This window comes from Streptomyces sp. NPDC016459 (assembly GCF_040632845.1).
Taxonomy (GTDB): Bacteria; Actinomycetota; Actinomycetes; order Streptomycetales; family Streptomycetaceae; genus Streptomyces.
Genome location: NZ_JBEYCR010000002.1, coordinates 256,243 through 270,950 on the forward strand (window position 1 = coordinate 256,243; position 14,708 = coordinate 270,950).

Here is a 14,708-nt window from a genome sequence, read left to right on the forward strand (position 1 = left end):
CGGATACGGGCACCCACTCAGACGCGCCCCCGGCACAGCTCCAGCATCGTCATCGCCAGCGCCGTGCCCGGCTTTCCCAGCGCATCCCGGTAGTGGCCGAGCACCTCCATCTCGCGCGCCAGGTTCACCCGGCGGCCGCCGGAGGAGATCCGGGCCTCCTGGATCACGGCCGAGACGGCCATCCGTTCCTGGATCAGTCCGATGATCCGGTCGTCGAGCGCGTCGATGCGCTCACGCGAGTCGCCGATCAGCGCCGCCGCCTCGTCGGTGCGGGCGCCGGTCCTCTCGGTCGCGGTCAGCACGATCGGGGCGGTCATGGCGGTCATGGGGGTGATGGCGGTCATGGCGGGGCTCCTCGTGGTGTCGGACGCCCCGGACCGATCCGGCCCGGAAACAGCAGAACGCCCCGGGCCTTGTCGGCCCGGGGCGCCTGGGAAGTCGCTTGTCAGTTGCTCAAGCAGCACGACCATGGCAGCCGGTGGGCCGGTTGCCATAGGTAAAGACGAAGGTCGTGAGCGTGCGCATGGCGACAGTATGAACCCCGCGGCCGAGCCGGAGCCACACGGGGTTCGGATGGTGAGACGAACAGCTTCTACCGGCGCGCCGGTAGAATCGACAAATAACCCCCTGTCGGGGGACCCTCCCTACCGCCGGAAGGCCGCCGTAGTGTCATCAGCGACTCCCGCTGCCGCGCCCGACGTCTCCAACCCGGACGTAGTCCTCGTTGTCGACTTCGGCGCCCAGTACGCCCAGCTCATCGCCCGCCGTGTCCGTGAGGCCCGGGTCTACAGCGAGATCGTCCCGTCCACCATGCCGGTGGCCGAGATGCTGGCCAAGAACCCGAAGGCGATCATCCTCTCCGGCGGCCCGTCCTCCGTGTACGCGGAGGGCGCCCCCCGGCTCGACCGCGCGATCTTCGAGGCGGGCGTCCCCGTCTTCGGCATGTGCTACGGCTTCCAGCTGATGGCGACGACCCTCGGCGGCACCGTCGACAACACCGGCGCCCGCGAGTACGGCCGGACCCAGCTGCACGTCTCCAGGGCCGGCTCCACCCTCTTCGAGGGCACCCCGGTCGAGCAGTCCGTGTGGATGTCCCACGGCGACGCCTGCTCCGCCGCCCCCGAGGGCTTCTCCGTCACCGCGTCCACCGACGTCGTGCCGGTCGCCGCCTTCGAGAACGACGAGAAGAAGCTGTACGGCGTCCAGTACCACCCCGAGGTACTGCACTCCACGCACGGCCAGCAGATCCTGGAGCACTTCCTCTACCGCGGCGCCGGCATCGAGCCGAACTGGACCACGGGCAACGTGATCGAGGAGCAGGTCGCGGCCATCCGCGCCCAGGTCGGGAAGAAGCGCGCGATCTGCGGTCTCTCCGGCGGCGTCGACTCCGCCGTGGCCGCCGCGCTCGTGCAGAAGGCCATCGGCTCGCAGCTCACCTGTGTGTACGTCGACCACGGTCTGATGCGCAAGGATGAGACCGAGCAGGTCGAGAAGGACTTCGTCGCCGCCACCGGCGTCCAGCTGAAGGTCGTCGACGCGCAGGAGCGCTTCCTGGCCGCCCTCGCCGGGGTCTCCGACCCCGAGACCAAGCGGAAGATCATCGGCCGCGAGTTCATCCGCGTCTTCGAGCAGGCCCAGGCCGAGATCGTCGCCGAGTCGGCGGGCACCGGTGAGGACGTCGCCTTCCTCGTCCAGGGCACGCTCTACCCGGACATCGTCGAGTCCGGCGGCGGCACCGGCACCGCCAACATCAAGTCCCACCACAACGTGGGCGGCCTCCCCGAGGACCTGGAGTTCGAGCTCGTCGAGCCGCTGCGCCAGCTCTTCAAGGACGAGGTCCGCATGGTCGGCCAGGAGCTCGGCCTGCCCGAGGAGATCGTCCAGCGCCAGCCGTTCCCCGGCCCCGGCCTCGGCATCCGCATCGTCGGCGAGGTCACCAAGGAGCGCCTGGACCTGCTGCGCGAGGCCGACGCCATCGCCCGCGAGGAGCTCACGGCGGCCGGCCTCGACCGCGAGATCTGGCAGTGCCCGGTCGTCCTCCTCGCCGACGTCCGCTCCGTGGGCGTCCAGGGCGACGGCCGCACCTACGGCCACCCGATCGTGCTGCGCCCCGTCTCCTCCGAGGACGCCATGACGGCCGACTGGTCGCGGCTGCCGTACGACGTGCTCGCCAAGATCTCCACCCGCATCACCAACGAGGTCGCGGACGTCAACCGTGTCGTCCTCGACGTCACCAGCAAGCCGCCGGGCACCATCGAGTGGGAGTAGTCGCTCCCGCAGGCGCCTGAGGCCGCCGCCCCGGTACTCCGGGGCGGCGGCTTCGTCGTGTCCGGGCTCTGGTGAATCGCCCGGCCGGGCGTTACCTTCCGGCGCATGAGCGGATACCCGATCCCGTCCCCCTCGACCGGCTCCGCTACGCCATGCCGCCCGTCCACGCGACGGCCGATGAGGGACGCGTCCACCGCAGGCAGCGGCTCGCGGGCGCCCTCAGGCTCTTCGGACGGCTCGGGTACGAGGAGGGCGTCTCGGGCCACATCACCGACCGCGACCCCGAGCACCCCGACTGCGCGCAGGATCGGCCACGCGGAGCCCGACCTCCTGTCGTCACACCATCGCTTCACCCTTCTGTACGTCAATGGGATGACGCGGCAATCACTCTCCGGAGGGGCGCACGCGGGAGGCGCGGAAGCCGCCGGTGCGACACAATTCCGTTGAGTCGACGGCTGGTTGACCTCCGGGCCGCACCGGTACGCGCCGTGAAGTGAGCTCGGCAAGCGAGCCCGGCGAGTGAGTTCGGCAAACGAGCTCGGGAAGTGAGCACCGTGGCGGTTCAAGACGCGAGACAGTACGGCGAGCACGCGACGGCCTGTACCGGCTGCGCCCACTGCGGACGGGCCGGCCACCGGCGCGCCGTCGCGGCCTTCCTCGCCCGGCGCGACGAACTCGCCGCCGGACACGGCGTCCCCGCAGCGGTCGCCCACTCCCCGGTCGCCGCCCGCCAGTGGGTCTCCGACGAGCTCGCCCAGTCCGCCCGCGCCGTGACCGTACGCGGCCGGGGGGCCGACGCGGCCTGGCTCGACCGGGTACGGCGCGGGGGTCTCGGCGCCGCCTGGGGCGCTGTCCTCGCCCTCCTCCTCGGCCAGGCCCTCACCGCGATCGGGACCGGCTGGACCGCCACCCGCACGGCCGGCCTCTGCACCGCCCTGCTCCTCGCCCTTCTCTTCAGCGCCGCCGCCCACGCCCACCGCTCCCGCGGCGGCCTCCTCGCCCCCCTGACCGGTGAGGACAACCGGCTCTCCACCACCCGGGCCGTCGCCGCCGTCTGGCTCCTCCTCCTCGGCTACACCCTCCTCTTCCTGGCGGGCGTGTCCCTGCTGACGCCCGACGCGGTCGCCTTCGGCCTGGCCCGGGGCGCCGGTCTGCTGACCGTCCTCGCCCTGGTGTCGGCCGTCGCCGTCACCGCCCGCCTCGTCGTCTCGGTGCGCATCGCGGCCCGCCGTCTCCAGAAGGTCCCCGCCGACCGCCCGCGCGCCGCCGACCTGCTCTGCGACGACGGCGGCAGGGCGAGCCTCGCCGACGTCCAGTACCTCCTCGTCTCCGGTGCCGTCCTGGTCCTGACGGTTGTCGCACTCGGCCGCCACCCCACCGGGCTCCCCGAGGTGCCCTGGTCCCTCGTGCTCCTCATCGGCGTCTCGGCGGCCTGGCACCTCGCCGCCAAGTGCACCGAGGGCGTCCGCCCCACGATCCACTCCGTGGTCCGGTCCCGTGAGGCGGGCGACCTCGACGCCCCGATCCGCACCGGCGACGACATCGAGATCCGCGGCTGCGGCTTCGTCCCGCCCGGCGCCGGCGCCCCCGACCCGCTGACCCGGCTCGTGGTCCGCATCGGCCCGGTCCACGCCCACGTGCCGCTGGTCCCGGTCCCCGGCGGCTTCGCCAACCCCACCGACACCGCCCTGACCGTCCCCCTCCCCGCGGACGTGGAACCCGGCCGCGTGGAGGTCTCGGTCGTGACCGCGGCGGGCGTCGAGACCAACCGGGTCACCATCGACGTCGTGGACTGAGCGCCCGGCCCTCTTCCCGTATCCCCGAAGCGCAGGTACGAGGAGAATCGTTGCGCGAGCAGCCCTACGGGGCAGGGAGAGGTGGTCGGCGATGACGGGACAGGCGAACCGGGCGAACGACACGGGTGACGGCTCGGACGGCTCGGGCGGTGGCGGCCCGGACGGCTCGGGCGGCGGTGGCCCGGACGGCTCGGGCGGTGGCAGTCCGGACGGCGCTGGTGGTGGCAGTCCGGACGGCGCTGGTGGTGGCGGTCCGGACCGTGTGGGTCTTGGCTCGGGGGACACGGATGCCGTCGGCCGTCCGGTGCGGGGAGGCACCCGCCTCGCCGGACGGAGGAGCGCCCTCGATCGGTGGAAGGCGGTCGCCTCCCGTCACGCCCTCCTTCCGCTCCGGCTCTTCCTCGGCATCACCTTCGTCTACGCCGGGCTGGACAAGCTCACCGACTCCGCCTTCCTGGCCGACACCGGCAGCGGCTCCCTCGGCGAGACGATGCGCGGCGTCCGGGACACCTCGGCCGTCCCCGCCCTGGTCGACGTCGCCCTCAGGAACCCCACCGGCTTCGGCTACGCCATCTCGCTCGGGGAGCTCGCCGTCGGGATCGCAACCCTGCTCGGTCTCTTCGCGCGCCTGGCGGCGCTCGGGGGCGCGCTGATCTCGCTGAGCCTCTGGCTGACCGTGAGCTGGCAGGTGCAGCCGTACTACCTCGGCAACGACCTCGCCTATCTGATGGCCTGGCTTCCGCTGCTGCTTGCCGGGGCGTCCGTGCTCTCGCTGGACCGGCTCCTCGCCGAACGGCGTCGTATGCGATAGGCGACCCAGCTCGCGAGGCCGGCCGTCCCGAGACCGCCGCAGAGCACCGGGATCACCACGTACCACGGGGTCGTCCAGCTCCCGGCGGCGTCCCCCGCGTACACGGCGGCCAGGGCGAGGGCGGTGAGGCCGACGAGCAGCCTGCCGGGGCGGAACTCATGAAGCAGCACGGGTGACCTCCACCTGTCCGATGCCGACCTCCAGCGAGAGGTCCAGGGTGCCCGCCGGGATGGTTCCGGCCGGCGGGTTGATCGTGCGGGTCTCGTCGCGGTCGGGCGCGATGTCGATGTCGTTGGGCGGCTGGCCGGGCAGCTGCAGATCACCGAGTCCCACCTCGGCGTGCAGCTTCACCACCGCGTTCTCCGGGACGATCACCCTGAGCTGTCCGGCACCCACCTCGGCCGCCGTCGTGACGGTCGTGCCGGCCGGGACCGGGAGCCGGGACAGATCGAGCGTGCCGACCCCGGTGCCCACCTCGTAGCGGGGCTGCACGGCGGTGACGGACGTCGGCTCCCATGTCGAGCGGACCCACTCCGTGGAGATCCGGTCGGGCAGGGCCGTGGCCAGCGCGAGCAGGCCCGCCGTGAGCACGGTGTGGAAGATCGTGCCGAACCCGGTCCTGCCGAGGAAACTGCTGACGACCAGGCCGAGACCGAACACCGCGAGCGCGGCGACCAGACCGGTCTGCAGGCTCGTGCCGAGCGGCTCGGTCCCCCAGGACATCGAGGTGCCGACCACGGCGGCGACCAGGGCCAGCAGGTACACGAGACCGCCTATGGAGAGCGGGCTCCGTCGCACCGAGGGCTTGGGGCGCCCGGGGGCGCAGGGGCCGGGACCCCACTGGCTGCCGGGCTTCGGCACCTCGCCGCCCACCCGGCCGTCGTCGTCCAGGATGCCGTGCGGCCCCCACAGGTAACCGACGGCCACCTTGCCCGTCGAGCCGTCCTTGACTATCGGGTCCTTCCACCACGAGGGGAACTCGACCAGCGGCGGCGCCTTGGTCTCGGGCGGGGCCTCGGCGACCACGAGGGCGGCCGCGGCCGACTCCACCCGGCCCTCGGGCTCCACCGCGCCCACCTGCCGGCGCCGTGACCAGACCGCCGCCGCGCCCACCGCGAACGACACCAGCAGGGCCGACCCCAGCATGGACCCGCTGTGCAGCATCGACAGGAAGATCCCGCAGCCCACCAGGGCCATCAGCACCGCCGCGAGGGAGACACCCGACACCCGGCCGGTCAGCAGCCTGCGCCCCTCGCTCTCCTCGCCCGCGAGCGGGATCAGCAGCCAGGCGAAGCCGTAGAAGATCAGCCCGAGACCGCCCGGCACCGTCAGCACGCCCACCGCGACCCGGAAGATCACCGGATCGAGGTCGAAGTGCCGGCCGAGACCGCCGCAGACACCGCCCACGACCTTGCTGCCGCGCGAGCGCCGCAGTGGCGTGGCGGTGACGGCCTCCGCCGTCGGCGGGGCCTCGTGCTGCGAAGGCATCGAACTCGTCATGCCTCCATGGTGACGGCCCGTGACGCCGAGCGGCACCGGGTCCGACCCTGGCCCGACCCTGATATTCGGTCCCCCTCCCTCCCCGAGGCGGTACCAGGGGCGATCTCAGGGCAGACCCTGATGTCCCGGGCCGAGCGGACGTGTGACGATCGGTGCATGTCCGCAGCCGCTCGTGTCACCGACACCGACGAACCGCCCGTGCGCAGGCTCTACCGGAGCGCCGACGGGCGGTGGCTCGGCGGTGTCGCCCGCGGCCTCGCCGGACACCTCGGCCTGCCGGTCGTCTGGGTGCGAGTGATCTTCATGGTCCTCTTCATCACGGACGGCCTGGGACTCCTGCTCTACGCGGCCTTCTGGATCGTCGTCCCCCTCGGCGTCGGCGGACGGACCGCTCCGCGCCCCGTCTTCGAGACCACCCCGGACGGGCGCCGCAGACTGCGCAAGCCCGACCGGGGCCAGATCTTCGCCCTGATCGCCCTCGCGATCGGCGGCGCGGTCCTCGTCGGCAACATCGACATCGGCAGCCAGACCGGGCGGTACGTCTGGCCCGGGATACTGATCTGCGTCGGCGTCGTCCTGGTCTGGCGCCAGGCGGACAACGCCCGCCGGGCGAGCTGGACCGACGCGGGACGCCGGGGGCGCGCCTTCCACCTCGTCCGCGGCTTCGTGGGTGTCGCACTGGTCGGTACGGGCATCGCCGTCTTCATGGTGGTCCGCGGCTCCGTCGCCCAGCTCGGCACGGCCCTCACCGCCGCCGTCGCCGTGCTCACCGGGATAGCCCTGCTCGCCGGCCCGTGGCTGATCCGGATGTCGCAGGACCTCACGGAGGAGCGGACCATGCGCATCCGCGCCCAGGAGCGTGCCGAGGTCGCCGCCCACGTCCATGACTCCGTGCTGCACACCCTCACCCTGATCCAGCGCAACGCCGACGACGCGGGCGAGGTCCGCCGCCTGGCCCGCGCCCAGGAGCGGGAACTGCGGAACTGGCTGTACAAGCCCGAGGGGACCGGCAGGGACGAGGAGCCCGCGACCCTCGCCGAGGCGGTCAAGAAGGCCGCCGCCGAGGTCGAGGACAAGCACGGGGTCCCCCTCGAAGTGGTCGTCGTCGGTGACTGCCCGCTCGACGACGGGCTGGTCGCGCAGATGCAGGCCGCGCGTGAGGCGATGGTGAACGCCGCCAAGTACGGTGGCGAGGGCGGGGCCGTCCAGGTGTACGCGGAGGTGGAGGGCCGCACGGTCTTCGTCTCCGTGCGTGACCGGGGGCCGGGATTCGACCTGGACGCGGTGCCCGAGGACAGGATGGGCGTACGAGAATCGATCATCGGCCGGATGCAGCGCAACGGCGGCACCGCCCGGTTGCGGTCCGTGCCTGGCGGGGGCACCGAAGTGGAGCTTGAGATGGAGAGGGCGGACGGATGAGCGACGAGACCGGGGCAGCGACCGGGACCGAGGCGGGGGCGGCGGGAACGGAGCGCCGGGTGCGGGTGGTGCTCGTCGACGACCACCGGATGTTCCGTACGGGCGTGCAGGCCGAGATCGGCCGGACCGAGGTCACCGGCGTCGAGGTGGTCGGCGAGGCAGCCGACGTCGACCAGGCGGTCACCGTCATCACGGCCACCCGCCCCGAGGTCGTCCTGCTCGACGTGCACCTTCCGGGTGGCGGCGGGGTGGAGGTGTTGCGGCGCTGCGCGAGCCTGATGGGCACCCCGGAGGACCCGGTCCGCTTCCTGGCCCTGTCGGTCTCGGACGCGGCCGAGGACGTGATCGGGGTGATCCGGGGTGGCGCCCGGGGGTACGTCACCAAGACGATCACCGGTGCCGATCTGGTGGACTCGATCTTCCGGGTGCAGGAGGGCGACGCCGTCTTCTCGCCCCGGCTCGCCGGGTTCGTCCTGGACGCCTTCGCCTCGACGGACGCCCCGCCGGTGGACGAGGACCTGGACCGGCTGACCCAGCGGGAGCGGGAGGTGCTGCGGCTGATCGCCCGGGGATACGCGTACAAGGAGATCGCCAAGCAGCTCTACATCTCGGTGAAGACGGTCGAGTCCCACGTCTCGGCGGTGCTGCGGAAGCTCCAGCTCTCCAACCGGCACGAGCTGACCCGCTGGGCCACCGCCCGCCGCCTGGTCTGAGCCCCCCGGGGGGCGAACCGGTCGGAGTGGTTCCGTACCTCATCCCACCCGGGTCGCTCCGGCGAAGGGCATCTCGTCGATCGGGGCGACCCGGATCGGGGCGCCCGGTCGGGGAGCGTGGATCATCTGGCCGCCGCCGACGTAGAGCCCGACGTGACTGATCCCGGAGTAGAAGAAGACCAGGTCACCGGGGGCGAGCTGGGAGCGGGAGACACGCGCGCCGGCGTTGATCTGGGTGTACGTGGTGCGGGGCAGGGACACTCCGGCCGCGCGCCAGGCCGCCTGGGTGAGGCCCGAGCAGTCGTACCCGGAGGGGCCCGTCGCCCCCCACACGTACGGCTTGCCGAGCTGGGCGCGGGCGAAGGAGATGGCCTGGGCTGCCCGTGCGTTCGGGGCGGTCACCGGCCCGCGTTCGCCCTCCGAGGAGCGGTCGGCCCGCACCGGGGCGGAGCCGCCGGAGGCGGTTGTGCCGTGCGCGCCGCTGTTCCGCGCCGAGGTGCCGTTGCCCGTCGGGGCGCCGGAGCCGTCCCGGCCGGCCGCGGCGGCCTCGTACCGGGCCCGTTCCTCCGCCGTCAGGCGGGCGAGCAGGGTCCGCGCCGACCGGAGCTTGCCGACCACGGCCGCCTTCTGCCGCCGCAGTTCCGCCTCGTGCCCCCGCAGGACGGTCAGGCGCCCCTCCGCCTCCGCGCGCAGCTGCCGGACGGCGGCGAGTTCGCGGCGTACGGCGGTGATCGTGGCGGCCTGTCGGTCCCCGGCCTTCTCGGCGAGCGCGGCCCGCTCCAGATACTCGTCGGGGTCGGAGGTGAGGGCGAGCTGTACCGCGGGATCGAGGCCTCCGGACCGGTACTGGGCGGCGGCCACGGCTCCGAGTCCGGCCCGCGCGGTGTTGAGCCGCTGGGTTCTGCGGGCGGCCTCGTCACGGAGCCGGTCGAACGAGGCGCGGGCTTCGTCCGCCTTCTCCTCGGCACCGTTGTACCGCTCCGTCGCGACCTCGGCCTCCTGGTAGAGCCGGTCGACCTTCGCCTTGACCTGGGCGGTGGTGGGCCCCGGCTCCGCGTGCCCGGACCCCGCGAAGAGCGTCGAGGTCGCGGCGGAGGCGAGGGCGAGGGTGGCGGCGGTGCGGACCGCCTGGCCACCGAGGGGCGACTGCTTGGGTTTTCGGTGTGCTGCCACGAAGGCGGGTCACATCCTCTGCTTGGGGGAACGGGCCCGCCGGGCCGACGGCGGGCCGCACAGGGGAGACGGACCGCCGCCGGGTTTTCTCGGCGGGGGCGACCGACGACCGCCGGAGCGCCGGCGGCGGTGGGGAGTCGGCCACCTGGTGGAGGACGCTAAACCGGGGGTCACGCCCGGACGACGAGTTGACCGGTATTGGCGCTAGTTGACGGGCTGGGGACCGGTCTCTTTCGCTTGCGAGGAGAGACCGGAGGCGTTCCTGCGGTGGACCGACCGAAGTACGGGAGCGGATGGACCCGGCCCCGGGGCGGTGCTAAGGCCCCGGTTAGGCTCCGCCTCATGGACGTACTCATCAATGTCTTCGTCGCCCTGCACATCATCGGTATCGCCTCCCTGCTGGGCGGATTCCTGACCCAGATGAAGGCGATGGGAGCCGGTACGGCCCGCTTCAGCCCCGCGATGCTGCACGGCGCGCTCGTCATGCTGATCACGGGCGTGGCGCTCGTCGGCCTGAACCAGGCGGACGACCAGACCGTGAACAACATCAAGATCGGCGTCAAGCTTGCGGTGCTCGTCGTCATCCTCGGCCTCGTCTACGTCAAGCGGGACGAGGAGAGGGTCGACAAGGGCCTCTTCGCCGCCGTCGGCGCCCTGACCACGGCGAACATCTTCATCGCGACCCTCTGGACGTGACGAGCGGCACCCCCGGCGGGGCGACGGCCCCCTCGGGTGTGACCGGTTCCGCAGCCCCGCGAGGAAGGCGGGTCCCGAAGGCGGGCCCGGATGTCGGTGGGGCGTCCTAGACTCGTGAGGCGATGAGCAGCCTCTTTGACGACAGCTTCCTGGCCGGTCTCCAGAACCACTCCTCACAGGAGCCCCCGCCCCACCCCGAGGACCACGAGCTCGGCTCCCCGGCCGGGGAGGAGGTCCCGCACGACCTCTTCGGGGAGCACTTCGACGTGCCCCCGCCCGCCCGGGACGCGTACTACCGCGACGGCGCCCCCCGCCCCGTCGTGGACGCCGCCGCGCTCCTGGACGGGCTGAACGAGGAGCAGCGCGCGGCCGTCGTCCACACCGACACCCCGCTGCTCATCGTCGCGGGCGCCGGCTCCGGCAAGACCCGGGTGCTCACCCACCGCATCGCCCACCTCCTGGGCACGCGCCATGTGCACCCCGGCCAGATACTGGCGATCACCTTCACCAACAAGGCCGCCGGCGAGATGAAGGAGCGCGTCGAGCAGCTCGTCGGACCGCGGGCGAACGCGATGTGGGTCATGACCTTCCACAGCGCCTGCGTCCGCATCCTGCGCCGCGAGTCGAAGAGGCTTGGGTTCACCTCCTCCTTCTCGATCTACGACGCCGCCGACTCCAAGCGGCTGATGTCCCTGGTCTGCCGTGACCTGGACCTCGACCCCAAGAAGTTTCCGCCGAAGTCGTTCAGCGCCAAGATCTCGAACCTCAAGAACGAGCTGATCGACGAGGAGACCTTCGCCGACCAGGCCGTCGACGGCTTCGAGAAGACGCTCGCCGAGGCGTACCGGATGTACCAGGCGCGGCTGCGCGAGGCCAACGCCCTGGACTTCGACGACATCATCATGACGACGGTCCACCTGCTCCAGGCGTTCCCCGACGTCGCCGAGCACTACCGCCGCCGCTTCCGCCACGTCCTCGTCGACGAGTACCAGGACACCAACCACGCCCAGTACACCCTCGTACGGGAGCTCGTCGGCACCGGCTACGAGGACCTCGGCCCGGCCGAGCTGTGCGTCGTCGGCGACGCCGACCAGTCGATCTACGCCTTCCGCGGCGCGACCATCCGCAACATCCTCCAGTTCGAGGAGGACTACCCGGACGCGACCACGATCCTCCTGGAGCAGAACTACCGCTCCACGCAGACGATCCTCTCCGCCGCCAACGCCGTCATCGAGCGCAACGAGTCCCGCCGCCCCAAGAACCTGTGGACGAACGCGGGCGCGGGCGAGCGGATCACGGGCTACGTGGCCGACACCGAGCACGACGAGGCCCAGTTCGTCGCCGACGAGATCGACCGGCTGACGGACGCGGGCGAGGCCAAGGCCGGGGACGTCGCCGTCTTCTACCGGACCAACGCCCAGTCCCGTGTCTTCGAGGAGATCTTCATCCGCGTCGGCCTGCCCTACAAGGTCGTCGGCGGCGTGCGCTTCTACGAGCGCAAGGAGGTCCGGGACGTCCTCGCCTACCTGCGCGTCCTCGCCAACCCCGAGGACAACGTCCCGCTGCGCCGCATCCTGAACGTGCCCAAGCGGGGCATCGGCGAGCGCGCCGAGGCGATGATCGACGCCCTTTCGCTCCGCGAGAAGATCACCTTCCCGCAGGCGCTCAAGCGGGTCGACGAGGCGTACGGGATGGCCGCCCGCTCGGCCAACGCCGTCAAGCGCTTCAACGCCCTGATGGACGAGCTGCGGACCGTCGTCGAGTCCGGCGCCGGCCCCGCCGTCGTCCTGGAGGCCGTCCTGGAGCGCACGGGTTATCTGGCCGAGCTCCAGGCCTCGACCGATCCGCAGGACGAGACCCGTATCGAGAACCTCCAGGAACTCGCGGCCGTCGCCCTCGAGTTCGAGCAGGAGCGCGGCGAGGAGCCGGCGACCCTCGCGGAGTTCCTGGAGAAGGTCGCGCTCGTCGCCGACTCCGACCAGATCCCGGACGAGGACGAGGAGGGCAGGGGCGTCATCACCCTGATGACGCTGCACACCGCCAAGGGCCTCGAGTTCCCGGTCGTGTTCCTCACCGGCATGGAGGACGGCGTCTTCCCGCACATGCGCGCCCTCGGGCAGGCGAAGGAGCTGGAGGAGGAGCGGCGCCTGGCGTACGTCGGGATCACGCGCGCGCGTGAGCGGCTCTACCTGACGCGCTCGTCGATGCGCAGCGCCTGGGGCCAGCCCTCGTACAACCCGGCCTCGCGGTTCCTGGAGGAGATCCCGACCGCCTATCTGGACTGGAAGCGGACCGGTCCGATGGCGAAGCCCGCCGGGCCGACGTCGGGGATCACCTCCTCGCTCTCCTCATCCCGTTCGCGCTCCGGGCCCTCGGGCTTCGCCACCCGGCGCGCCGGGGAGAAGCCGGTGATCTCCCTCCAGGTCGGCGACCGGGTCACGCACGACCAGTTCGGCCTCGGCACGGTCATGACGGTGACGGGTGTGGGCGCCGACGCCCAGGCGACGATCGACTTCGGCGACGAGAAGCCGAAGCGGCTGCTGCTGCGGTACGCGCCGGTCGAGAAGCTGTAGCGCGTCGAGCGCCGGCGAGCGATGCTCCGGCGCGTACGGGAGAGGGCCCCGGCCGAAGCCGGGGCCCTCTCCCCTGTACGTACGGGACGGTGCGGGGTCAGTTGGTCGGGTCGAGACCGTGGCTGCGCAGCCAGTCCAGGGGGTCGATCGCGTAACCGCCACCCGGCCGGACCTCGAAGTGGAGGTGCGGGCCGGTGGAGTTGCCGGAGTCGCCGGAGTACGCGATGACGTCACCGGCCTTCACGGAACCGGAGCGGTACTTGGCGCTGCTGAGGTGGCAGTACCAGGTCTCGGTGCCGTCCGGGGCGGTCACGATCACCATGTTGCCGTAGGCGCTGTTGAGCTGGGTGCGGACGGTGCCGTCCGTGGCGGCGCGCACGGGCGTGCCGGTCTGCACGGGGAAGTCGATGCCGGTGTGCACGGACATCCAGTTGACGCCGGACTGGCCGAAGCGCGCGCTGAGCTGGTGGAGTTCCACCGGCAGGCTGTACTTGGGCCGCATCGCCTCCTTGCGGGCGGCCTCCTCCTCGCGCTTCTTCTTCTCGGCGTCCTGGCGGGCCTTGAGGTCGATGCGCTCCTGGGTACGGCTGGCGCGTTCGCCGAAGTCGCGGGCGTCGGCGCTGAGCGCGGCGAGCTGGGTGTCGAGCGCGCTGTTCGCGGCGACGTGCTGCGCGGAGGCCGCGTCGGCGGCGGCGAGGGAGGTCGTGTCGTCCTTCTGACCGCCGTCGGTGCCGGTGGTGGAGAGTCCGCTGACGGAGGCGGCGGCGATGCCGGCCACTCCCATGACACAGGCGGAGGGGACGGCGATCGTCAGCAGGGCGGAACGCTTGGCGGGAGTGCGGCGGCGGCCGCGGCCGCCACCGGAGGAGCGGCGCACGGAACGGCCGGCGGCGGGGGAGTCCGTACGGATCTCGACGGGGGGCTCGTCGTCGAGATCGGCCGATCGGTCGTCGGCGGGGGCGGCGGAGTCGTACGCGGCTTCGGTGCCGTCGTCGTCCGCGAGGTCCTCGGCGCCGGGGGTCTCAGCGGAGTGTTCGGTGTGGCCGGCGGGGTGTTCGGCGTAGGGGTACTCCGCCTCGTCGGCGTCCGACCGGGGCTCGGGGACGTACGCGAAGGCGAACTCCGCGGTGTGCTCGGTCGGCGGCACGTACTGGCGCGGGACGACCGGCTCGGCCTCCGGGGCCGTCCGGTTCCACGCGGTCGCGTCGAAGGCGCCGGTGTCGGTCGCGAAGGCGGGGGCGGCCCACTGGCCGGTGGCGTCGTAAGCCTCGTGACCGTAGGTGCCCTGGGCGGCGTAGGCGCCGGAGTGGACGGTCTCGTACGGGGCGGTGTGCTGGGCCTCGGTCCAGGCGGAGGCGTCCCACTGGCCGGTGGTGTCGTACGAGGGGGTGGCCCGGGTGGCGTCGTACGGCCCGGTCGTCGTGGCGTACGTGCCGGTGGCCGCGTAGGCGTCGGTGGTGTTCCACTGCCCGGTGGTGTCCCACTGGCCGGTCGTGTCGTACTGCCCGGTCGAGTCGTACGGCGCGGTGGCGCCGTACCGGCCGGTCGTGTCGTACTGCGTGGTGCCGTGCTGCCCCGGCGTCCCGTACGCGGCGGAGGTGTCGTACCCGCCGAGGTCCCACTGGCCGCTGTGGTCGGCCGGGGTGTCGGCGTAGGCGCCGAACAGGGGATCCGTGGCGAAGGTGCCGGTGGGGTGTGCGCCGTCTCCGACGTACCCGGCGTGGGGGTGCTGGTCGTTCACCAACGTCTCTCTCGCCTC

At 72.3% G+C, this 14,708-nt stretch carries 11 protein-coding genes and 1 pseudogene; 8 read left to right on the forward strand and 4 right to left on the reverse strand.

Annotated features, from left to right (window positions below; all coding sequences use genetic code 11):
• Positions 1–17: 17 nt before the first annotated feature.
• The gene (locus ABZ567_RS06800) at positions 18–344 is read right to left on the reverse strand and encodes a chorismate mutase (protein ID WP_360785424.1); all 327 of its coding nucleotides are present in this window, start codon (positions 342–344) and stop codon (positions 18–20) included.
• 322 nt (positions 345–666) lie between these two features.
• Here ABZ567_RS06800 and guaA point away from each other — a divergent pair, with 322 nt between their 5' ends.
• The 4 genes and pseudogenes from guaA to ABZ567_RS06820 all read left to right on the forward strand — a co-directional run bounded on the left by guaA (position 667) and on the right by ABZ567_RS06820 (position 4,875).
• Complete coding sequence (gene guaA, locus ABZ567_RS06805) at positions 667–2,268, forward strand: glutamine-hydrolyzing GMP synthase (RefSeq protein ID WP_360785426.1); 1,602 nt, start codon at positions 667–669, stop codon at positions 2,266–2,268.
• Between the two features lie 152 nt (positions 2,269–2,420).
• Positions 2,421–2,555 (forward strand): annotated as a pseudogene (locus tag ABZ567_RS06810) (class II aldolase/adducin family protein); the annotation flags it as partial.
• Between the two features lie 267 nt (positions 2,556–2,822).
• Complete coding sequence (locus ABZ567_RS06815) at positions 2,823–4,064, forward strand: hypothetical protein (protein ID WP_360785428.1); 1,242 nt, start codon at positions 2,823–2,825, stop codon at positions 4,062–4,064.
• A gap of 304 nt (positions 4,065–4,368) precedes the next feature.
• Positions 4,369–4,875 carry a DoxX family protein gene (locus ABZ567_RS06820; protein WP_360786493.1) on the forward strand — a complete coding sequence of 169 codons (507 nt, stop codon included), beginning with the start codon at positions 4,369–4,371 and terminating at the stop codon, positions 4,873–4,875.
• A gap of 156 nt (positions 4,876–5,031) precedes the next feature.
• Here the strand turns inward: ABZ567_RS06820 and ABZ567_RS06825 are convergent, their stop codons facing one another.
• Positions 5,032–6,375, reverse strand: coding sequence for a PspC domain-containing protein (locus tag ABZ567_RS06825; RefSeq protein WP_360785430.1), 1,344 nt, complete (start codon positions 6,373–6,375; stop codon positions 5,032–5,034).
• Between the two features lie 156 nt (positions 6,376–6,531).
• On the opposite strand from ABZ567_RS06825, the gene ABZ567_RS06830 reads away from it, so the two are divergent.
• Both ABZ567_RS06830 and ABZ567_RS06835 read left to right on the forward strand, forming a co-directional pair.
• Positions 6,532–7,794 (forward strand): PspC domain-containing protein, encoded by a 1,263-nt coding sequence (locus ABZ567_RS06830; protein WP_360785431.1) that lies wholly within the window; start codon positions 6,532–6,534, stop codon positions 7,792–7,794.
• Positions 7,791–8,507 carry a response regulator transcription factor gene (locus ABZ567_RS06835; RefSeq protein WP_360785433.1) on the forward strand — a complete coding sequence of 239 codons (717 nt, stop codon included), beginning with the start codon at positions 7,791–7,793 and terminating at the stop codon, positions 8,505–8,507. The genes ABZ567_RS06830 and ABZ567_RS06835 overlap by 4 nt, the downstream gene beginning before the upstream one ends.
• 39 nt (positions 8,508–8,546) lie before the next feature.
• Here ABZ567_RS06835 and ABZ567_RS06840 read toward each other — a convergent pair whose 3' ends face one another.
• On the reverse strand, positions 8,547–9,680 hold the full coding sequence (locus ABZ567_RS06840; RefSeq protein ID WP_360785435.1) for an NlpC/P60 family protein: 1,134 nt from the start codon (positions 9,678–9,680) through the stop codon (positions 8,547–8,549).
• 342 nt (positions 9,681–10,022) lie between these two features.
• On the opposite strand from ABZ567_RS06840, the gene ABZ567_RS06845 reads away from it, so the two are divergent.
• Positions 10,023–10,376, forward strand: a complete 354-nt coding sequence (locus tag ABZ567_RS06845; RefSeq protein ID WP_360785437.1) for a hypothetical protein — start codon at positions 10,023–10,025, stop codon at positions 10,374–10,376.
• A 122-nt stretch (positions 10,377–10,498) separates the two neighbouring features.
• On the forward strand, positions 10,499–12,949 hold the full coding sequence (gene pcrA, locus ABZ567_RS06850) for a DNA helicase PcrA (protein WP_360785439.1): 2,451 nt from the start codon (positions 10,499–10,501) through the stop codon (positions 12,947–12,949).
• Between the two features lie 97 nt (positions 12,950–13,046).
• On the opposite strand, the gene ABZ567_RS06855 is transcribed toward pcrA, so the two are convergent.
• Positions 13,047–14,690 carry a M23 family metallopeptidase gene (locus ABZ567_RS06855; protein WP_360785440.1) on the reverse strand — a complete coding sequence of 548 codons (1,644 nt, stop codon included), beginning with the start codon at positions 14,688–14,690 and terminating at the stop codon, positions 13,047–13,049.
• Between the last annotated feature and the right edge of the window lie 18 nt (positions 14,691–14,708).